This is a genomic window from Bradyrhizobium sp. HKCCYLRH3099 (assembly GCF_051167855.1).
GTDB lineage: Bacteria > Pseudomonadota > Alphaproteobacteria > Rhizobiales > Xanthobacteraceae > Bradyrhizobium.
The window spans coordinates 239,591-259,959 of the sequence record NZ_JBNPTW010000009.1; the positions used below are offsets into that span (position 1 = coordinate 239,591).

A 20,369-nucleotide genomic window follows, 5' to 3' on the forward strand; every position below is an offset into this window, starting at 1 on the left:
ACCCTCAACTCGAGCGTTGGGACGGTACCCTTAACCTCTCCCCGCGTGCGGGGAGAGGTCGGATTGCATCGAAGATGCAATCCGGGTGAGGGGGGCTATCCGCACGGTCGGTGGGTGTGGCGGCCCCTCACCCCAACCCTCTCAGCGCGAGCGAAGCTCGTCGCGGCCCCGTGAAGGACGGGGAGAGGGAGCGCACTGCCGTCGTGGAGACGACGTGCGCTCACTGTATCCATCAGAGCGGCAGCTCCGGCTCGCGCCGTGCGTTCCGCCGCGCGTTGGTGTCGCTCGGCGAGGTCGAGGAGCGGATAAAGCTCCAGCGGATCGAGGCGGCCTGCTGGGCGTCCTGGCGGATCACCAGCTGCGTCGTGCGCCGCGGGCCGTCATTGCCGGCGAGGAACACGCTGTCCTCGAGGTCGACGCGGTCCTCGAAGGTCTCGAACGTCCAGACTTCACGGTTGGGCAGCACCAGCATCGCGCCGCGGCCGTCGCTGAGCCGGCTGGCCTTGACCGCCGGATGCAGATGGAAGCGCAATGTGTAGTCCGAGCCGCCGCCGCGCAGCCGCGCGCCTTGCGCGGGTGTCACGGTGTCCTCGCCGTCCAGCCGCGCGCCATCCTCGGCGGCCACCAGCACGCGGCGGTGGATCAGGCCGAACTTCGACGCATAGCCGTTGTGCGAGGTCGACAGCACGGTGCCGTCGGGCACGACCTCGCGGAAATTCTCCACCCGGGTCGGCCCCGACACGATCGGCGCGCCGTGCAGCAGCCGCTTCATGGCCGACATCTCGACGAAGTTGCAGGACGAGGTGTTGTGATAGGTCAGCGTCGAATGCGCCACCGTCGAGCGCGCGAAGGTGCGCCAGTTGTCGCGCCCGGTCGACGGCATGCCGCAATTGATGACGATGCGGCTGGCGCCCGACGACAGCTCGAATGCCAGGCAGCCGGCATGCGCCTCGTGGCTCAGATGCGGCGGTGGCGGCGCGCCGGTGTCGACGATGACGGTCATCTGCCCGGCGTCGAGCCGCTGGAAGCCGGAATGCGGCATGCTCGCCATCGGCGTGCCATGGGTGTCGTCATAGGCAAGCAGGGTGGCCAGCAGGTCGGACGGCGTGCCGCCCATGCCGTTGAACAGCGCCATGTTGCCGTCGCCATGCCGGAAAAAGCGCAGCATCGGCATCATCCGGTCGATGGCGTTGAGCAGCGCCGGCGGCGGCGCGATGTTGCGCGCGGCGAAGGTCTGGCGCAGCGGCAGCAGGTCGATCAACAGCTCGATCAGCGCGCCCGGGTTGCGCGACACATGCCCGCCATCGGGGAGGATCTGCCGCTGCAGCTCGTCGGAGAGCTTTCGCGTCGCGCTGCGAATGTGCTTGGCCTGGTTGGCGAGGCACAGCGCCGCGTAGCACAGCGCGATCAGCACCTGGAGCCGCGGCACGCCGTCGGGAATGTCGATGGTCGAATAGCGCAGATAGCGGATCTCGCGGGTCAGGCCGCGCAAGTACCGGCGATAGAACTTGCCGTCGGAATCGGCCAGCACCAGCGGCGCCTGCGACAGCAGCGAGATCACCCGGCGCGCCAGCACGTCGGCGCGGCGGCTGAGCGGGTGGCGGCCGATCTGGTTGGTGATCCAGTCGTCGACCAGGGCGCGTGCGTTGGCGCGGGTCAGGGCGGTGTCGGCTGCGCGAAGATGTCGCAGCCAGCCGAAGCCGAGCAGCGCCACCTCCCAGTCCTCCGACGGAGGCTCCAGGTCGAAGATCGAACGGCCGTGACAGGTGACGATCTTGCCGGCGAACACGAAGCGCCCGGCGTAGATCTCGGCCGCCCGTGTGGCGTCCGACGTGCGCAGATCATGCGGCGCAATGATGAGCCGGTCCGCGCGTCCGGGCCACAGGCCGGACACGGATACCGATACACCGCTGACATTGGACATCAGGCTGCGCGCAAAGCGGCCCATGACCAGCGTCGATATGCGTCTGCGTTGAGCGGCGGACACGCCAAGCCTTGTTCAGAGGGGATTCGGTTGCGGATCCTTCATAGATCGCAACTGCCGCCGATACACCATTTTTGGCCCCGGTGCAGCACCCACGCAGGACCAGAATCTGGTGCAAAATCAGGATTTAACGGACAGACACAACCCGCACGCCCTCAATCCGGTACCGGCATTGCGCCGGTGCACGTCATGCACGATGACACGCTCACGCGCGCCGCTCCAGCCTCGCGGCATAAAATCCGTCGAGACCGCCGAGCCGCGGGTCCTGGTGCGGCAGATGGCAGGGTAGTGTTCGCAGGTCGCCCGCCGCCGTCACGAGTTCGGCAAGCCCGGCCACCTCCGCGGGGGTGATGGGGATGCGCCGCAACTCGGCGCCGCCGGCGAGGGCGCTCTCGACCACCTGCTCGCCTTCCTCGGGCTCGAGCGAACAGGTGCAATACACCAGGATTCCGCCGGGCTTTAGCAGGCTGGCGGCCCGGGTCAGGAGCCGGGCCTGCAGGCCGGACAGCGCGGTGATGTCGGCCTCGCTGCGCAGCCAGCCGACATCGGGATGCCGGCGGATGGTGCCGGTCGAGCTGCAGGGGGCATCGAGCAGCAGGCCGTCGAAGCCGGCGCCGTCGGCCGGCTGCCATTCAGCCGCGTCAGTCACGACCGTCTCGGTCGTCAGCTGCAGCCGGGTCATGTTCTCCTTGAGCCGGTTCATCCGGGCAGGCGACCGGTCCACCGCGGTGACGCGGGCGCCGGCATGGGCGAGCTGGGCGGTCTTGCCGCCCGGGGCGGCGCAGAGGTCGGCAATGGTCTTGCCGGCGACGTCGCCGAGCAGCCGCGCAGGCAAAGCGGCTGCCGCGTCCTGCACCCACCATTGTCCTTCGGCGAAGCCGGGCAGCACCGTGACCGAGCCATGCAGCAGGGTGCGCACGGTGCCGGTCGGCAGCACCTCGCCATGCAGGCGCGAGGCCCAAGATGCCGGGTCGGATTTGACGGTGAGATCGAGCGACGGCTCCTGGCCGAGCGCGGCCGCGATGTCCTTGGCGGTCGTCTCGCCATAATGCGCGATCCAGCGGGCGAGCAGCCAGGGCGCGATGTCCAGCGGCTGGCCCATTGTGTCGTCGAGCAGCGCGGTGCCCTCGCGCGCGCAACGTCGCAGCACGGCGTTCACCAGCCCGGCATATTTGGCGGCGCGGCGGTCGGCCTGAACCAGTCGAACCGACAGGTCGACCGCGGCGTGATCCGGCACGTCCATCCACAGGATCTGCGCCGCGCCGATCAGCAGCGCGCTCTGGGCGCGCGGTGCATCGGTCGGAATGCCGCGATCCAACAGCCGCGACAGCACGTTTCCGAGCGTGCCGAGCCGGCGCAGCGTGGTCGCCACGAGGCGTCGCATCAGCGCACGGTCACGATCGGCGAGATGCTTCAGCCCGGGATGCGCACCGGTGCCGTCGAGCTGATCATCGAGGGTACGATGCTTGTGCAGGACCCCGTCGATGACGTCGGCGGCGATGCGCCGGGCGGCAAGGCCCGGAACTTCGGAAGGGGTCGCAAAACGCGGCGGAGGCATGCCTGGAGACTACTCGCGAAAGAAGAAAGGCAGTTCCGCGACGATCGGGGTGCATGCCATCAGCTTGCGGGACCTCTGCCACGGGAATATGCCAAATGTAAGAATCGGCTCTGCTTTTTTTAGACCTGTTTTATCGAGCGTGCTCACACGATCTGATGATGTCGGCAATGATCCGGTTCAATGGTGGAATGGTACGATGAGCGATGAGTCCTCAGGTAAGCCCGCTTTGACGCTGGTGGCCAGCAATGACGCGCCGCGCAAGCCGCTGAGCCCGGCCGCGAAGCGCGCGCTCGCCGAAGCGGAGGAGCGCCGGCGCCTAGCTGCCGAGCAGGCTGAGACGCCGATGCCGAAGGAGCTGCAGGGCCCGAAGGGGCCGGAGCCGACCCGCTACGGCGACTGGGAACGAAAGGGCATCATCTCGGACTTCTGAGGCCATTGCCTGGAACGTGGTCCATCGTCAGAGATAGTGCTGGTCGCGCAGATAGCGCACGATCTGATCGGCGGCCGCGTCGGCCGAGAGAGTGTCGCCATCGATCGTGATCTCCGGCCGTTCGGGTGCTTCATAGGCTTGGCCTAGTCCGGTGAAGTTCGAAAGCTCTCCGGCGCGCGCTTTCTTGTAGAGGCCTTTGGGGTCCCGCGCCTCGCACCTCGCCAGTGAGGTGGCGACATGGATCTCGACGAATTCGCCGGCATCGAAGCGACGGCGTGCCATCTCCCGGTCGGCGCGGAACGGCGAGATCAGCGACACCAGCGTGATCAGGCCGGCGTCGACGAACAGCGCGGCGATCTCGGCCACACGGCGGATGTTCTCGACCCGCGCCTCCGGCGTGAAGCCGAGATCGCGGTTGATGCCGTGGCGGAGATTGTCGCCATCGAGCAGCGCACTGTGCCGGCCGAGCTCGCACAGCCGGCGGTCGACGAGGTTGGCGATGGTCGACTTGCCAGCCCCGCTCAGGCCGGTCAGCCAGAGCACGCAGGGCTTCTGCTGCTTGAGGCGGGCGCGCACCGATTTGTCGACCGCGAGCGGGTGCCAGCTGATCTCGGCAGGCCGTCGCAACGGCGCATCGATCAGACCCGCAGCAACCGTGCGCCGGCTGAACGGATCGATCAGGATGAAGCTGCCCAGTTCGTGGCTGTCGCGGTACGCCTCGCAGACCAGCGGCCGGTCGAGCGCGATATCGACACAGCCGATCTCGTTGGCGTCCAGCGTCGCGTCTGCCTCATGCGCCATCGTCTCGATGCAGACGCGATGTTTCATGGCAGAGACCACGGCGCCGATCGACGATGTGCCCGATTTGAGCAAATAGCGGCGGCCCTGCCGCATGGCTTCGTCATCGAACCAGATCAGATGAGCGGTGATGTGATCCGTCACCACGGGTGACGCACCGGAGGTCAGTACGTCGCCGCGGCTCGCATCGATCTCGTCGGCGAGCAGCAGCGTCACCGATTGCCCGGACACGGCCTGCTGCAGCCGGCCGTCGGCCGTGACGATGCCGGTGACGCGGCTGCGCCGCCCCGAGGGCTGGACGATGACAGGATCTCCACAGCGCAGCGTGCCGCTGGCGACACGGCCGCTGAAGCCGCGAAACTCCGCATGCGGGCGGTTGACCCATTGCACCGGAAAGCGGAACGGCCGGTCTGCGATGCCGTCGGACACGTCGGCCCGTTCGAGATGCTCCATCACGCTCGGCCCGATGTACCAGGGCATGCGCGCGCTGCCGCCGATGATGTTGTCGCCGTCGCAGGCCACCACCGGGATGCATTGCACATCGCTGATGCCAAGCTGCTCGGCCAGGCTGCTGAAGGTGGCCGAGATGGTGGCGAAGCGTTCGGCGTCGAAGCCGACGAGGTCCATCTTGTTGACGGCCACCAAGACGTGACGGACGCCGAGCAAAGCGAGGATATGGCTGTGGCGGCGGGTCTGGCTGACGACACCCTTGCGGGCGTCGACCAGGACGACCGCAAGGTCGGCCTGCGAGGCGCCGGTCGCCATGTTGCGCGTGTATTGGACATGGCCGGGTGTATCGGCGATCACGAAGCGGCGGCGCGGCGTGGCGAAGAACCGGTAGGCGACGTCGATCGTGATGCCTTGCTCGCGCTCGGCCTGCAGCCCGTCGACCAGCAGCGCGAAGTCCAGCGCCGGTCCGGCGGTGCCGGCCGTCTTGCTGTCCGAGGTCAGCGCGTCGAGCTGGTCGTCGAGCAGCATCTTCGAATCATAGAGCAGCCGTCCGACCAGCGTGCTCTTGCCGTCGTCGACGCTGCCGCAGGTGACGAGACGCAGGGTCGGCTTGTCCTGCGCGTGTGTGCTGGCGGACGCCTGCGTCCGTCCGATTGTCGCGTGGTGCCCGGCCATCAGAAATAGCCCTCCACCTTCTTGCGCTCCATCGAGGCCGTGCTGTCGCGATCGATCACGCGGCCCTGCCGCTCCGAGGTGCGGGACGCCATCATCTCGCGCACGATCGCGGCAAGGTCGGACGCCGTCGACGGCACAGCGCCTGTCAGCGGATAGCAGCCGAGCGTGCGAAAGCGGACCGATCGCCATTCCGGCGTCTCGCCCGGCCGCAGCGGCATGCGCTCGTCATCGACCATGATCAGCGCGCCGTCGCGCTCGACCACCGGCCGCAGACTTGCGAAATACAGCGGCACGATCGGGATGTTCTCGAGGTGGATGTAGTCCCAGACGTCGAGCTCCGTCCAGTTCGAGAGCGGGAAGACGCGCATGCTCTCGCCGGGCGCAAGCAGGGTATTGTACAGGTTCCAAAGCTCCGGCCGCTGGTTCTTCGGGTCCCAGCGATGCGTGATGCTGCGATGGGAGAAGATGCGCTCCTTGGCGCGCGACTTCTCCTCGTCGCGGCGCGCACCGCCGATGGCGGCGTCGAAGCCATGCATGTCCAGAGCCTGACGCAGCGCCTGGGTCTTCATGACGTCGGTGTAGAGCGCAGAGCCGTGGACGAACGGGTTGATGCGCTGGGCGAGCCCATCCGGGTTGACGTGCACCAGAAGCTCGAGTCCGAGCTCTCGCACGCGCTGGTCCCGGAACGCGATCATGTCGCGAAACTTCCAGGTCGTGTCGATGTGCAGCAGCGGAAACGGCGGCTTGCCGGGATGGAACGCCTTCATCGCCAGATGCAGCAGCACCGAGGAGTCCTTGCCGATCGAATACAGCATCACCGGGTTGCGAAACTCGGCCGCGACCTCGCGCAGGATGGCGATGCTCTCGGCTTCGAGCCGGCGCAGATGGCTGAGGGCTTGCGGCTGCGGTTCGGTCTCCGGCGGCCGGAATCTGGATGTCGTCGCGGGTGCGCGATCAATGATCCCGTTCATGCCGCCACTCCCGCACGCTCGCCGAACAGGCGCGACGATGCCGCGGCATTCAGGCCGAGATCGCCAATGCAGGCTGCCACCGAGGCGCGATAGACGTCGTTGACGCCGCAGCGCTCCAGCAGCTCCAGCTGAGCACTCGTCACCGCGCCTGTCGCGCGCGGCTGGAAGCGATAGGCGCTGTCGGAGGTGTGGAGATTGGGCACCTTGTAGATTGCGGCCTCGCTCGGGAAGATGACCCGGGCATTGCTCCCATGCTCCTGTCCCGGCTGTTGCCAGCTCGTCACCGCGTCTTCTGCGAAGCTTGCGGACAGGCCGAGGCGATCGAACAGCACGCGAACCGATGCGATCGGCTCCTTGCTGACTTCGTAGACGTAGTGCGTGACGGGAACTCCCTGCTGTCTCGCGTAGCTCGACACTCTTGCCGCGCTCAGGGCGGCGATGATGTAGTGCGCCAGCAAAGTATTTTCTGAGGCCCGCGAGATCAGCTTGTCCAGCCACGACGCGAGTGCGCTCGCGGGCTCGCGATCGAGCGCGATCAGGTGGAGCCGGTGCGGCGGATATCCCGCATCGATCAGCAGCTTGAGCGGATTGAACAGGCTCTCCGCGATGACATAGGGGCCGATCGTCTCCTTGCTGAACAGATTGGGTTGGTCCGCGGTCGACGGAATGATCCAGGGCGTGAGCGGCTCGCCGACCATCGCATCACGCAGCATGGCTTTCAGCGGTTGATAGTAGGACGGCATCCCGGTCATGCCGAACAGATTGCTCAGCGCGGTCGATCCAACCCTGGCCTTGCCGCAGGCGAAATAGAGCATCGGGAAGTCCTGCGCCGGGCGTCGCTGGAGCGCCTCGGCGAGAGACTCCGTGACCTCGCGCATCAGCGTGTGCAGCGTCACGGTCCTGTTCTGGAAGGCGCCGACGGGCGTGAGCGACATGGTGTCGAGCGAGGAGTCTTCGGTCCTGATCAGAGCGGCCATCTCTGCAATGGACGCAGCCGAGTTCGTGTCGAGAAGCATGTGTCTGCTCCTGTCCTTGAGTTTCGAAAAAAGCTTGAGAATGTGCTTCGGGATGCAATGAGTGCGGGGCGCGATCGCGGGCGACCGCGCCGGTCGATCAGGCGGCGCGCACGGTGTCGAGGAATCGCTCGACCTCCACCTTGAGATTGCTGCTCTGGAGCGTCAGCGAGCGCGCGGAGTCGAGCACCTGGCCCGAGGCCGTTCCGGTGGCGCTGGCGCCGCGGTTGACCTCCGTGATCCGCTGCGCGACCTCCGCCGTGCCCTTGGCGGCTTCGCCGACATTGCGGGCGATCTCGCGCGTCGCGGCGCCTTGTTGTTCGACGGTGGCGGCGATGGTCGCAGCGATGTCGGAGATCTGCGTGATGGTCGCGCCGATCTCCTTGATCGCGGCGACCGACTCCTGTGTCGCTGCCTGCATCCCGGCGATCTGCGTGCCGATGTCCTCGGTGGCCTTGGCGGTCTGCGCCGCGAGCGCCTTGACCTCGCTCGCGACGACCGCGAACCCGCGGCCGGACTCGCCGGCGCGCGCGGCCTCGATGGTCGCATTCAGCGCCAGCAGGTTGGTCTGCTCCGCGATCGCGGTGATCAGCTTGACCACATCGCCGATCCGGCCCGCGGCCGACTGCAGCTCGTTGATGCGGCCGTCGGTGCGTTCGGCCTGCCTGACCGCCTCATTGGCGATGCGGCTGGAATCGTGGACCTGGCGGCTGATCTCGGTGACCGAGGCGCTCATCTCCTCGGTCGCCGAGGCCACGGCGCCGACATTGGTCGAGGCTTCCTCCGAGGCTGCGGCGACCATGCTGGACAACGACTGGGTCTGGTTGGCGGTGCCCGAGAGGGTGCCCGCGGCGCCTTCGAGCTGATGCGCGGCCGACGATACGGTGGTGACGATGCCGCCGACGGCTGCCTGGAAGGCGTCCGCGAGCTTCATCATCTCCGCTTTGCGCTGCTGGGCCGCGATCTTTTCCTGGTTCTTCTGGTCCTGCTCCATCTGCTCGATGCGGATCAGATTGTCCTTGAAGGTGCGGGCCGCGCGCGCATTGTCGCCGACCTCGTCACCCCGCTGCGTGTAGGGAATTTCCACCGCCTTGTTGCCGCCGGCGAGCTCGAGCAGAACGTCGCCGACGCGCCGGATCGGACGGGCGATGGTCAGCGACGAGAACACCGCCGAGCCGATCAGGATCAGTACCACCAGCGCGCCGACCAGGATCGCGACGTTGCCGACGCGCTCCATCTCGGCCGACAGCTGGCTCTGCCGCAGCGACAGCATGTCGGTCGCGATCTTGACGCCTTCGCCGAGACGCTTCCTGATCTCCTGGTCTGTCGTGACCACTGTCTCGTCGAAGATGCGCCGGCTGGCCTCGTCGGCCTTGAAGTAGTCCAGCGCCGCCGTCTTGAACGCGGTCGCGATGCTGATGAGCTCGTCGATGCCGGCCTGGATGTCCTTGTTGTTGGTGAGCTCGCGGGACTTGCCGAGATCGGCGAGCAGCGTCTCCAGCCCCGCGGTCACGACGTCGCGCTGCGCCGGATCCGCGTTGGTCCCGTAACGCCAGCTCGCCGCGTTGATCGACGCCATGGCGGCATCAGCCGTGCGCAGCTCGGACTCGATGCTGAAATGCACGGGGGAGGCGAGCAGGCTGGGCAGGCTCGTCAGCTTGGGAAAGCTGCGCTTCCAGGCATCTAAGGCCTGGCTGCGGGCCGCGGTCTTGGCGAGCACCTCGCCGCGCGCCTTGGCGAAATCGGCTCCGGCTGCGGCGGATTTGTCGATGGCTTGGCGAATGTCCGCGTACAGCTGCTGCGCCACGGCGCGGGTCGCGCGCTGGCGGGCGGCTTCCACTTCACTGCCGGCCGCCGCGAGGTTGGTCTGCAGCGCCTGCAGGCTGCTCTGCAGCCGCTCAGGCGTTGCGGCGCGGGCGATCTCCTGCTGGTTGAGCTGCGCGCGCAGCAGCGCCGCATCGGCCCCTTGCGCGTTGGACTTGTTGGCCATGTTGATCACGGCGAGGCGAGTCAGCTCGGCGATCGATTGATTGCCGACGATCTGGTTGGCCAGCATGCCCGCGACCAGGATCACACCGATCCCCGCCGTAATCCCGAGCTTTGTCCCGATCTTGAAATGTAAGCCGAACATTCCCACTCCCCAGAGTTGTATCTGGGTAGTAGGCTCAACCAAGATTAAAGAAGATATAAATACCTCAGGCCGTACAACTACAGGTAAAAAGTTCCCGTCGGGAACCGCAGAGAGGGAACTCTATTCTACGGCTGCATATCCCCTGCATCGGCCGGGCATTCTTCAGCGCGTCACCACCACCTTGGTGCCGATCGACACCCGCTCGTAGAGGTCGGTGATATCCGTATTGAGCATGCGGATGCACCCATAGGAGACAAAGCCGCCGACCGAGCCCGGCACGTTGGTGCCGTGGATCGCGTATTCGCCGCCGGCCAGCGTCATCGCCGCGACGCCCATCGGATTCTGCGGCGAGCCGCCGGCAATGACGTCGGGAATGTTCGGCTTGTCGCGCTTGACGTCCGCCGGCGGCGCCCAGGCCGGATATTTGTATTTGCCGTCGATCTTGGTGGTGCCGGCCCATTGCCGGCCGGCCTTGCCGACGCCGACCGTGTAGCGCATGGCGTGGGTGCCATCGAGCACCAGATAGAGCTTCCGCTCGCCGGTCTTCACGACGATCGTGCCGGGCGAATAGTCGCCGGCGATGGGGACCAGTTCGGGCCGGGCCGACGCTGTCCCGATGCCCGCCATCGTGATTGCGATTGCCGCGGCGGCCATCGCGGCCGCCTGCCTGATCGTTCCAGTCCGCATTGCCATCCCCTCACCTGATCGCGTTCGGTGCGCGCTCCAGCCCGAGCGCTCGGATGGCTTGAGGAAAGGAAAACTTCGCCTGCGAGTAAATGACCTGAAAACAACACTCCCGCGGAATTTCGCCGCGGGAGCGCCACAATGTCGGTAATTGGGGTGGAGCGCGCCTACGCCTGCTTGCGGTTCTGCCGGTGCTGGACGAGGTCGTCGACCACGCCGGGATCGGCCAGCGTGGAGGTGTCACCAAGGCTGCCCGGCTCGTCCTCGGCGATCTTGCGCAGGATGCGGCGCATGATCTTGCCGGAGCGGGTCTTGGGCAGGCCCGGCGCGAACTGGATCTGGTCGGGCGAGGCGATCGGGCCGATCTCCTTGCGCACCCAGGCGACGAGCTCCTTGCGCAGCTCCTCGCTCGGCGTCTCGCCGGCCATCAGGGTGACATAGGCGTAGATGCCCTGGCCCTTGATGTCGTGGGGATAGCCGACGACGGCGGCTTCCGAGACCTTGGCATGCGCGACCAGCGCGCTCTCGACCTCGGCGGTGCCCATGCGGTGGCCGGAGACGTTGATGACGTCGTCGACGCGGCCGGTGATCCAGTAATAGCCGTCGGCATCGCGGCGGCAGCCGTCGCCGGTGAAGTATTTGCCCTTGTAGGTCGAGAAGTAGGTCATCTCGAAGCGGGCATGATCTCCATACACGGTGCGCATCTGGCCCGGCCAGGAGCGGGTGAGGCAGAGATTGCCGGTGCACTCGCCTTCGAGCGGGACGCCGTCGGCGTCGACGATCTCCGGCACCACGCCGAAGAACGGCCGCGTCGCCGAGCCCGGCTTGAGCTTGGTCGCGCCCGGCAGCGGCGTGATCAGGATGCCGCCGGTCTCGGTCTGCCACCAGGTGTCGACGATCGGGCAGCGGCTGTCGCCGACGACGCGGTGATACCACTCCCAAGCTTCCGGATTGATCGGCTCGCCGACCGAGCCGAGCAGGCGGAGCGACGCGCGCGAGGTCTTCTTCACCGGCTCGTCGCCGCCCTGCATCAGCGCGCGGATCGCGGTCGGGGCGGTGTAGAAGATGTTGACCTTGTGCTTGTCGATGACGTTCCAGAACCGCGAATTGTCCGGATAGTTCGGCACGCCTTCGAACATCAGCGTGACGGCGCCGTTGGCCAGCGGCCCATACAGGATATAGCTGTGGCCGGTGACCCAGCCGACGTCGGCGGTGCACCAGTAGACGTCGCCCTCGTGATAGTCGAACACGTATTGATGCGTCATCGACGCATAGACCAGATAGCCGCCGGTGGTGTGCAGCACGCCCTTGGGCTGGCCGGTCGAGCCCGAGGTGTAGAGGATGAACAGCGGATCTTCCGCATTCATGTGCTCGACCGGGCACTCGGTCGTCACCATCTCCGCGGCCTCGTGGTACCAGAGGTCGCGCGTCGGGTTCATCTCGACCTTGCCGCCGGTGCGCTTGACCACCACGACCCAGTCGACATTGTCGACCTTGTTCAGCGCCGCGTCGACATTGGCCTTCAGCGGCACCTTGCGGCCGCCGCGCAGGCCCTCGTCGGCGGTGATGACGACCTTGGAGTCGCAATCCTTGATGCGCTGCGCCAGCGAGTCCGGCGAGAAGCCGGCGAACACCACCGAGTGGATGGCGCCGATGCGGGCGCAGGCCAGCATCGCATAGGCCGCCTCCGGGATCATCGGCAGATAGATGGTGACGCGGTCGCCCTTCTTGACGTTGCGGTTGCGCAGGATGTTGGCCATCTTGCACACTTCGTCATGCAGCTCGCGATAGGTGATGTGCTTGGACTGCGAGGGATCGTCGCCTTCCCAGATGATCGCGGTCTGGTCGCCGCGGGTGGCGAGGTGGCGGTCGATGCAGTTGTAGGCGGCGTTGAGGACGCCGTCCTCGAACCATTTGATCGAGATGTTGCCGGGGGCGTAGGAGACGTTCTCGATTTTCGTCGGCGCATGGATCCAGTCGACGCGCTTGGCCTGCTCGGCCCAGAAGCCGTTCGGGTCCTTGATCGAGCGCGCGTACATCTCCTGGTACTTGGCGTCGTCGACAAAGGCGCGTTTCGTCCACTCGGCCGGAACGTCGTAGATCTTCTCGGACATTTCACACCCTCCGCATGCGGCCCGCCGTGGTCCAGCGCAGGCCGTCGTTGTTCCCACTATGCGTCCGCGTAACCGGCGGCGACAAGGCAGGACAAGTAGAACCTTCGGCGGGGAGGCGGTCTGCGCAGGATCAAAGATTTGTGCGCGGAGGTTGCGACAGCGTCGGCCGCACTGTTGGTGATCGTGCCAGCCGATCGTCAAGGTTACCCCGAATCGGGCAGGGTTGCGGTATCCGGTAACCGATCTGCCTGAATTTAGGGACTCGCCATCCGCGTTGTGACGCCCTAAATCGCCTGGAAGCTGTGGATAACCCGGCCGGAACCAAAACGACGGCCGGGGCATTGAGCGGATAAGACCGGCGGCAGGGCGTCTAAAGCAATGATGGACCAGCAGAATTTCGAGAGCTCACGGGTCGGCCCGGCCGATGCCGAGGTCGCGCTCGCAAAGGCGCTGGGCCAGTGGCCGCCCAAGCCGGGGCGCCGCAAGCTCACGCTCAAGGATCTGGCCCACGCCAAGACCGCCAATGCGCAAGGCTCCGCCAAGACGACGGTCGAGGAACTGGCGAAACGTATCGGGCTGAAGCTCGGCGACCAGTCGGAGCTGACGATCCGCCGCATCAAGCGCGGCAAGAGCTACACCTTCATCCGCGCCAACGGCACGCAGATCCGCCACGCCGGCACGATCCGCCGGCTGCACGCGATGGCGGTTCCACCGGCCTATCGCGAGGTCCGCTACGCCGCCGATCCGAGCTCGCATCTGCAGGCGGTCGGCATCGATGCCGCCGGGCGGCTGCAATACCGCTATCACACCGATTGGGAGAAGGTGCGCGAGCATCGCAAGGCGCATCGGCTGGCCAAGCTGGTCGGCGCGCTGCCACGCATCCGCCGCGCCGTGTCCAAGCATCTCGGCAGCGAGGAGCCGACGCGCGAGTTCGCGCTGGCCGCCGTGATCGAGCTGATCGCGCGCACCGCGATCCGTCCCGGCAGCGAGTCCTATGCGCGGCTCAACGGCACCCGCGGCGCCGCGACGCTGTTGAAGTCGAACGTTCTTCTGGAAGACGATTGCCTGGTGCTGACCTTCAAGGCCAAGGGCGGCAAGGCGGTGCGCAAAGAATGCGATGCCGCCAAGCTGGTCCGCGCCGTCGGCATCCTGCGCGGCCTGCCCGGCCGTCGTATGTTCCAGTATCGCGACGCGCAGGGCGTGGTGCGTGCCGTCTCGACCACGCAGGTCAACGCGTTCCTGCGCGAGATCGCCGGCATCAAGATCTCGGCCAAGGATTTCCGCACGCTGATGGCCTCGGCCGTCGCGCTGGAGACGCTGTCGCGGATCACGCCGGCTGCGAGCGCGCGCGGCCGCAAGAAGCAGATTTTGGAAGCGATCCGCGCCGCCGCCGACGAGCTCACCAACACGCCGGCGATCTGCCGCAAGAGCTATGTGCACGATACCATCGTGACCGCGTTCGAGGACGGCATTCTCGAACGCTTCGCCGCGACCATGAAGGGCCAGCGCTCGCAGACGAAGCGCGAGCAATTGCTGGCGCAGGTGGTGACGGCCGTTTCGGCCTGATCTCGCGCAGCAACTAGGCCTGGCAGCGCGGGCCGATTTTCGCCGACGCAAGGAAGCGCGCGATCGGATCGAGCTGCTTGCACGGCACGGCCGCGCTCCTGGCAACTTGAGGATTGCGCTTGGCGGGCCGCAGCACGGCCGCCTTGGCCGGCACCTTGGTTCGGCGCGCCACAGCTGCGCCGCGCCCGTCGACACGCACGGACTTCGACACCAGCGGCAGACGCGCGGCGTCGTTCAGTTCGAACGGCTGGGTTTCAAAACTCCGATCGCTCTCGCTCAGCGTATCAACGCCGGGAACGGGTTCGCGGATCAGCGCCGACGTCGTCTCGCCGGCCAGGTCGCGATCGATGTCACCGGGCGTGACCGCCGCCAGCACCATCTTCGTTGCAAGCAAGCAGCAGATTATCACGAGGCAGAACCCCGCAATCCAGATCGTTCTGTTCACTGTTGGAAACCCCCGCCGATCGCGCCGGACAGTGCAGGACATCCCCTTCCCGCAGCCGGCGCCGTGACGACCAATCAACCTTAAGAAAGTCTTACTCGCAATGTTTTCGGCAGCTTCGACCGGGCCCGGCTGGCATCGTAGTTAATGGCCGAGTCCTCGCTGTCATCATCGGCCAATGACCGACACCGTGCTGATGAGTTCAGCGGTCTGCGACATTCCGGCGCGCGACATCTCGGTCAATGAGTCGGCGAGACGATCTCGATGCCCCGAGGTTTCACGGATCACGTTAAATTTTGCCGCGAAACTCGCATCCCGAAGCACGCGTAGCTCGGCCCGACACGACGCAAGAGCACGAAGCTCTGAACCGCATCGGTGTCGCCGTCGAACTCATCACGCGGCCCTGCCGCGCCATCCTTAGGGAGCTACCCATGTCCAAGCGCATTGCCTTCCTCGCTGCCGCCGCCTTCAGCGCGCTGTCGCTGACCTCGATCGCCATCGCGCCCGCGAGCGCCGAGGAGAAGACCGTGATGGTCGGGGGCGCGGCGATGTATCCGTCGAAGAACATCATCCAGAATGCGGTGAACTCGAAGGATCACACCACGCTGGTCGCCGCGGTGAAGGCCGCCGGCCTCGTGCAGACGCTGGAGGGCAAGGGCCCGTTCACGGTGTTCGCGCCGACCAACGCCGCCTTCGGCAAGCTGCCGGCCGGCACCGTCGACAACCTGGTCAAGCCCGAGAACAAGGCGACCCTGACCAAGATCCTCACCTATCATGTTGTGCCCGGCAAGCTTGAGGCCGCCGACCTGAAGGACGGCCAGGTGCTGAAGACGGTCGAGGGCGAGCAGCTCACCGTGAAGCGTGACGGCAAGACCGTGATGATCATGGATGCCAAGGGCGGCTCCTCGACGGTCACGATCTCGAACGTCAACCAGTCGAACGGCGTGATTCACGTGATCGACACCGTGCTGCTGCCCGCGTCCTGATCGCGCGAGGAAACACCGGTCGCATCCGTTTCTTCCTCCTCCTCCTCCTCGCGGATGTGACCACGAGCGAGCCGGGCCCACCCCGGCTCGCTTTTTTGTGAGCGCCATCGCTCCGAAAGCATCGATTTGCCGGTTTGAGCGCGTAACGGCCGGTCTTCGTTTGGCGTATATCTGCCTGGAACCACCCCGAACCACCGAGCCCGCCATGTCCAGCATCGCCGCCACCGATCAGACGATCAGCACCGAGAAAGCCAAGGTGATCCAGCCGGCCTGGGTCCGCGTCATGCATTGGATCAACGCCGTCGCGATGATTCTGATGATCATGTCCGGCTGGCAGATCTACAACGCCTCGCCGCTGTTCGACTTCCACTTCGACCGCAGCATCACGCTGGGCGGCTGGCTCGGCGGCGCGCTGCTGTGGCACTTCGCCGCGATGTGGCTGTTGATGCTCAACGGCCTCGCTTATCTCGTCACCGGTCTTGCCACCGGCCGGTTCCGCCGCAAGCTGCTGCCGGTCTCACCCTCCGCCGTCATCGCCGACATCAAGGCCGCGCTGACCTTCAAGCTGTCGCATGCCGACCTCACCGTCTACAACGCGGTGCAGAAGCTGCTCTACCTCGGCATCATCCTGGTCGGCATTGTCGTGGTGCTCTCGGGCCTGTCGATCTGGAAGCCGGTGCAGCTGCACTGGCTGGTCATGCTGTTCGGCGACTATCCGGCGGCGCGCTACGTTCATTTCGTCTGCATGGCGCTGATCTGCGCCTTCCTGGTCATCCACATCCTGCTCGCGCTGCTGGTGCCGAAAAGCCTGCGCGCGATGATCATCGGCCGCTAAGGGGAGACTGCATCATGGCCAAGCGTCCGTTCCTCATTCCCGGCGTCGACAAGCGGCTGCTGATCAAGGATTCGATCAAGGCGATGCCCGACCTCTCGCGGCGCCGCTTCATCACCGGCGGCGCCAGCCTGGGCGCGCTGACCTTGCTCACCGGCTGCGACGTCGTCGACAGCGACAGCGCCGAGGAGCTGCTCAAGAAGGTCTCCAAGTTCAACGACGCCGTGCAGTCCTGGATCTTCAACCCGGACGCGCTGGCGCCGACCTTCCCGGAGAGCGCAATCACAAAACCGTTCCCGTTCAACGCCTACTACACGCTCGACGAGGCGCCAGAGATCGATGCCGCCGACTGGAAGCTCGAGGTGCGCGGCCTCGTCGACAACAAGAAGTCGTGGACGCTCGAGGAACTGCACGCGCTGCCGCAGGTCAAGCAGGTGACCCGCCACATCTGCGTCGAAGGCTGGAGCGCGATCGGCTCCTGGACCGGCACGCCGCTGCGCGACTTCCTCAAGCTGGTCGGCGCCGACACCCGCGCCAAATATGTCTGGTTCAACTGCGCGGATTCCCAAGGCTACAATTCGCCGCTGGACATGCGCACCGCGCTGCATCCGCAGACCCAGATGACGTTCAAGTTCGCCGACCAGATCCTGCCGCGCGCCTATGGCTACCCGATGAAGATCCGCGTCCCCACCAAGCTCGGCTTCAAGAACCCCAAATACGTCGTCGCGATGGAAGTCACCAACGACTACAAGGGCGGCTACTGGGAGGACCAGGGCTACAATTCGTTCAGCGGGAGCTGAGCGCTTTTGCCAGATAGAATCGCGATCGCCGCCACGCCCTCCGCTGTCGTCCCGGCCTTGAGCCGGGACCCATACCCACAGGGAGTGGTTTGAGGCCGGCAGGTCATTGGCATTTTGCCCATGACATCCGCCGCGGCGTATGGGTCCCGGCTCAAGGCCGGGACGACACCGTTGGTGAGGCGCGGTCTGTGGCCTTCAGCTTGCCCTGCATCGCGGCCATCACCGCGCCGAGCAGCAGCAGCGCCGCCGAGACGTTCAGCGCGTAGGTCAGGCTGCCCATCGCATCGGTGATCGCGCCGACGGCGAACGGGCCCAGGGTCTGGCCGACGCCGAACGAGATGGTCAGCGCCGCGATCGTGCGCGGCCAGGCGCTTTGCGGCAGGTTGAAGCGCACGAATGCCGTCGTTGCGGTGGTCACCGTCGAGAACGCGATGCCGAACACCGCCGCCGACAAGGTCAGCATGGCCGGCGAATGGCTGAGCGAGGGCAGGGCGGCGCCGATCGCATTCACCGTGAGGATCAGCGCCGTCGGCCAGCCGCCGCGATCCAGCGCCAGCACGCGGCGCCACACCCAGGGCGTGGTGAAACCGGCCAGCCCAATCAGGCACCAGAAGCCGGATTGCGCCGCGGCGCCGCCGCCGAGATCGCGCACATAGGCGATCATGAAGGTGAGATAGGCGATGTAGCCCGCGCCATAGAGGAAGTAGCCGAACAGGTAGATCGCCATCGGCCGCAGTGACACACGGTCGGCGCGCGTCTCCGGCATGGCGGCGTTCGATGGCAGCCGCATCAGCATCAGCGGCACGATCAGCACCACGCTGACGCCGGCGAGCACCGCCCACACGATCCACCATGAGCCCGGCCCGAAGGCCTGCAGCACGAACGGCGCGATCAGGCCGGAGACGACGATGCCGAGCGGAGGCCCGGCATAGAACAGGCTGAGCACGAAGCTCGCCTGCGCCGGCCGTGCCAGGGCGACCCGCGCCGCCAGCGCACCACCGACGACGAGCGCCACGCCGGCGCCGATCCCCGTCACCAGGCGTGCCACGCTCAACGCGACGAAGTCGCCCGTCATGGCGCAGACCATGAGCGACGCCAGAGCCGCCACCGTGCCGCCGCGCACGGCGGCCAGCCCGCCGAACCGCCGCGCCGCCTGCGACGCGATCAGCGCGCCGATCAGGTAGCCGGCGGCATTGACCGTGTTCATGAAGCCGGCCGCCGAATACGACCATTGCAGCGTGTCGCGCATGTCCGGCAGCACCAGTGCATAGGCGAAGCGGCCGATGCCGAGACCGATGATGGGGCCGAGCGACAGCGTCAAATTGGTCAACGCCGGGTGGCCCGGAGTCGAGGCGGAGGGTGAGTTTGGCAAGAAATGCTCCGGCGCGGCGAATGTCCGGCAATTCATGCTGTCCGGCTGCCATTTCAGAGCACCGTATAGCCTGGCGCCGCGCGACAGAAGACGGGCAGCGGCAATGGTGGCTTGCCAACCACGCAGGAGGGCTTTAGCACTCCGCCGATTTTGCAACTCTCGTCGTTGCCGGGCTGCCGTCCCCGATCCATCGGGGCGAGCCGGCAATCCAGCCCAGAGATGATGGAGGCCCGGGTTCAGGCCCGGGCATGACAAAAGCCCTACGAGGACAACGACCATGGCGACCCAGAAGCTCCTGCTGCTGCCCGGCGACGGCATCGGCCCCGAAGTGATGGCCGAGGTGAAGCGGCTGATCGGCTGGCTGAACGGCAAGGGGCTGGCCTCGTTCGAGACCGAAGAGGGCCTGGTCGGTGGCTCCGCCTATGACGCGCACGGCGCCTCGATCTCCGAAGCCGACATGGACAAGGCCAAGGCGGCCGACGCCATCATCTTCGGCGCCGTCGGCGGCCCGAAGTGGGACGGCGTTCCCTATGAGGTGCGCCCCGAGGCGGGCCTGCTGCGCCTGCGCAAGGATCTCGGCCTGTTCGCCAACCTGCGTCCCGCCGTCTGCTATCCGGCGCTCGCCGACGCCTCCAGCCTGAAGCGCGAGATCGTCGAGGGTCTCGACATCATGATCGTGCGCGAGCTCACCGGCGGCGTCTATTTTGGCGAGCCGAAGACCATCACCGATCTCGGCAACGGCCAGAAGCGCGCCGTCGATACCCAGGTCTACGACACCTATGAGATCGAGCGCATCGCCCGCGTCGCCTTCGACCTCGCGCGCAAGCGCAAGAACAAGGTGACGTCGATGGAGAAGCGCAACGTCATGAAGTCGGGCGTGCTCTGGAACGAGGTCGTCACGGCCGTCCACGCGCGCGAGTACAAGGACGTCACGCTCGAGCACCAGCTCGCCGATTCCGGCGGCATGAACCTGGTGAAATATCCGAAGATGTTCGACGTCATCGTCACCGACAACCTGTTCGGCGACATGCTCTCGGACATCGCGGCGATGCTGACCGGCTCGCTCGGCATGCTGCCGTCGGCCTCGCTCGGCGAGGTCGACGCCAAGACCCACAAGCGCCGGGCGCTGTACGAGCCGGTGCACGGTTCGGCGCCGGACATTGCAGGCCGAGGCCTCGCCAACCCGATCGCGATGCTGACCTCGTTCGGCATGGCGCTGCGCTACTCCTTCGACATGGGCGCGCTCGCCGACAAGCTCGACGCCGCGATTGCCGCCGTGCTGGCGAGCGGCCTGCGCACGGCGGACATCAAGGCCGAGGGCTCGACCCCGGCTTCGACCACGCAGATGGGCGAGGCGATCATCAAGGAGCTGGAGAAGCTCACGGCGTAGTCTGTGCCGCCGCTCATTCGAGCCCGGCTGTTGCCGCGCTGACGGTCTGCTCCCCTCCCCCTTGCGGGGAGGGGTCGGGGGTGGGGGTCCCCACCCGGTATGAACCGGGCTGAGTCCTGACATTCTAGACCGGGTTGATTCCTGACAGGCAAGCTTCGTCCGATTCGAAGGAG

16 protein-coding genes are annotated in these 20,369 nt (G+C 66.4%); 6 read left to right on the forward strand and 10 right to left on the reverse strand.

The annotated features are described in order from the left end of the window. Window positions 1–232: 232 nt before the first annotated feature. Complete coding sequence (locus ACQR1Y_RS19500) at window positions 233–1,948, reverse strand: heparinase II/III family protein (RefSeq protein WP_434857831.1); 1,716 nt, start codon at window positions 1,946–1,948, stop codon at window positions 233–235. Window positions 1,949–2,189: 241 nt separating this feature from the next. Next, window positions 2,190–3,542 (reverse strand): RsmB/NOP family class I SAM-dependent RNA methyltransferase, encoded by a 1,353-nt coding sequence (locus tag ACQR1Y_RS19505; protein ID WP_434877666.1) that lies wholly within the window; start codon window positions 3,540–3,542, stop codon window positions 2,190–2,192. 196 nt (window positions 3,543–3,738) lie between these two features. Between ACQR1Y_RS19505 and ACQR1Y_RS19510 the strand changes: the two genes are divergently transcribed. Next, on the forward strand, window positions 3,739–3,972 hold the full coding sequence (locus ACQR1Y_RS19510) for a DUF1674 domain-containing protein (RefSeq protein WP_434877665.1): 234 nt from the start codon (window positions 3,739–3,741) through the stop codon (window positions 3,970–3,972). A gap of 27 nt (window positions 3,973–3,999) precedes the next feature. Here the strand turns inward: ACQR1Y_RS19510 and cysC are convergent, their stop codons facing one another. From cysC to acs, 6 genes are all read right to left on the reverse strand, one after another. Further along, on the reverse strand, window positions 4,000–5,895 hold the full coding sequence (gene cysC, locus ACQR1Y_RS19515) for an adenylyl-sulfate kinase (RefSeq protein ID WP_434877664.1): 1,896 nt from the start codon (window positions 5,893–5,895) through the stop codon (window positions 4,000–4,002). Then, entirely contained in the window at window positions 5,895–6,866 is a 972-nt protein-coding gene (cysD, locus tag ACQR1Y_RS19520; protein WP_434877663.1) for a sulfate adenylyltransferase subunit CysD, read from the reverse strand. The genes cysC and cysD overlap by 1 nt, the downstream gene beginning before the upstream one ends. After that, complete coding sequence (locus ACQR1Y_RS19525; RefSeq protein ID WP_434877662.1) at window positions 6,863–7,882, reverse strand: sulfotransferase family protein; 1,020 nt, start codon at window positions 7,880–7,882, stop codon at window positions 6,863–6,865. The genes cysD and ACQR1Y_RS19525 overlap by 4 nt, the downstream gene beginning before the upstream one ends. 97 nt (window positions 7,883–7,979) lie before the next feature. Then, entirely contained in the window at window positions 7,980–10,010 is a 2,031-nt protein-coding gene (locus tag ACQR1Y_RS19530) for a methyl-accepting chemotaxis protein (RefSeq protein ID WP_434877661.1), read from the reverse strand. Between the two features lie 162 nt (window positions 10,011–10,172). Then, entirely contained in the window at window positions 10,173–10,697 is a 525-nt protein-coding gene (locus tag ACQR1Y_RS19535) for a L,D-transpeptidase (protein ID WP_434877660.1), read from the reverse strand. 164 nt (window positions 10,698–10,861) lie between these two features. Then, window positions 10,862–12,808 (reverse strand): acetate--CoA ligase, encoded by a 1,947-nt coding sequence (gene acs, locus ACQR1Y_RS19540; protein WP_434877659.1) that lies wholly within the window; start codon window positions 12,806–12,808, stop codon window positions 10,862–10,864. A gap of 378 nt (window positions 12,809–13,186) precedes the next feature. On the opposite strand from acs, the gene ACQR1Y_RS19545 reads away from it, so the two are divergent. After that, a complete protein-coding gene (locus ACQR1Y_RS19545) occupies window positions 13,187–14,374 on the forward strand; it encodes a DNA topoisomerase IB (protein WP_434877658.1) in 1,188 nt (395 codons plus the stop codon). Between the two features lie 13 nt (window positions 14,375–14,387). Here ACQR1Y_RS19545 and ACQR1Y_RS19550 read toward each other — a convergent pair whose 3' ends face one another. Then, window positions 14,388–14,819 carry a hypothetical protein gene (locus ACQR1Y_RS19550; protein ID WP_434894312.1) on the reverse strand — a complete coding sequence of 144 codons (432 nt, stop codon included), beginning with the start codon at window positions 14,817–14,819 and terminating at the stop codon, window positions 14,388–14,390. A 428-nt stretch (window positions 14,820–15,247) separates the two neighbouring features. On the opposite strand from ACQR1Y_RS19550, the gene ACQR1Y_RS19555 reads away from it, so the two are divergent. From ACQR1Y_RS19555 to ACQR1Y_RS19565, 3 genes are all read left to right on the forward strand, one after another. Then, the gene (locus tag ACQR1Y_RS19555; protein WP_434857820.1) at window positions 15,248–15,802 is read left to right on the forward strand and encodes a fasciclin domain-containing protein; all 555 of its coding nucleotides are present in this window, start codon (window positions 15,248–15,250) and stop codon (window positions 15,800–15,802) included. A gap of 205 nt (window positions 15,803–16,007) precedes the next feature. Continuing rightward, window positions 16,008–16,637 (forward strand): cytochrome b/b6 domain-containing protein, encoded by a 630-nt coding sequence (locus ACQR1Y_RS19560; protein WP_434877656.1) that lies wholly within the window; start codon window positions 16,008–16,010, stop codon window positions 16,635–16,637. Between the two features lie 14 nt (window positions 16,638–16,651). Next, complete coding sequence (locus ACQR1Y_RS19565) at window positions 16,652–17,434, forward strand: molybdopterin-dependent oxidoreductase (protein WP_434877655.1); 783 nt, start codon at window positions 16,652–16,654, stop codon at window positions 17,432–17,434. Window positions 17,435–17,585: 151 nt separating this feature from the next. Here ACQR1Y_RS19565 and ACQR1Y_RS19570 read toward each other — a convergent pair whose 3' ends face one another. Beyond that, window positions 17,586–18,806: a YbfB/YjiJ family MFS transporter gene (locus ACQR1Y_RS19570; RefSeq protein ID WP_434877654.1), complete on the reverse strand. Its 1,221-nt coding sequence runs from the start codon at window positions 18,804–18,806 to the stop codon at window positions 17,586–17,588. Between the two features lie 277 nt (window positions 18,807–19,083). Here ACQR1Y_RS19570 and leuB point away from each other — a divergent pair, with 277 nt between their 5' ends. Continuing rightward, entirely contained in the window at window positions 19,084–20,196 is a 1,113-nt protein-coding gene (gene leuB / locus ACQR1Y_RS19575) for a 3-isopropylmalate dehydrogenase (RefSeq protein WP_434857816.1), read from the forward strand. Window positions 20,197–20,369 lie beyond the last annotated feature (173 nt).